Here is a 549-nt window from a genome sequence, read left to right on the forward strand (position 1 = left end):
GCGGGGGCTGGCGTTTACCCTGAACAACGACACCGGCGTCGTCGCGCTGCGGGGCGACCCGACCCCCGAGCTGGATCGCGTGCCGAACTACCCGCTCGGGGACGGTCACCCCGGCGCCATTTACCTGCAACCCAAGGACAAACGATGAGCACGCCAACGGCCGGCACCACGAAAAAAGGGATGTTTTCGCGCAATGACTATCTGGCGCCGTTGCCGATCCCTACCGGTAGAAAGCCCTGTGACGTGCTCAATACCATCTGGCGCAAGAACGATGTCTTTATTGACATAGGCAACTACAGCATTGGCTCGGCGGTGATGGTGCTTTGGCCGATGGTGATGTTGTTTTTGGCCATGGCCTATGGATTTCGGAACATCGCACCAGATCTCAGTATGTTTGCTCTAGTTGGTGGAGGGATCATCACCGGTATTCCAGCACTGTTCCTCATTCAAGGCCTCCTCCGCGAAGTCCCCTTGCCCGTCCGCTTCAACCGCCAGCGCCGCGAAGTCTGCGTGCCCCGCGACAACGGCGAATACTGGATCGTCCCCTGG

The 549-nt window shown here is 59.6% G+C and carries 1 pseudogene; it reads left to right on the forward strand.

The window, feature by feature from the left end:
* Nucleotides 1–144 precede the first annotated feature (144 nt).
* Nucleotides 145–549: pseudogene (locus CAG33_RS28045) on the forward strand (hypothetical protein); the annotation flags it as partial.

The sequence above is a fragment of the Pseudomonas sp. B3(2017) genome, from assembly GCF_002113595.1.
Classification (GTDB): Bacteria; Pseudomonadota; Gammaproteobacteria; order Pseudomonadales; family Pseudomonadaceae; genus Aquipseudomonas; species Aquipseudomonas ekonensis.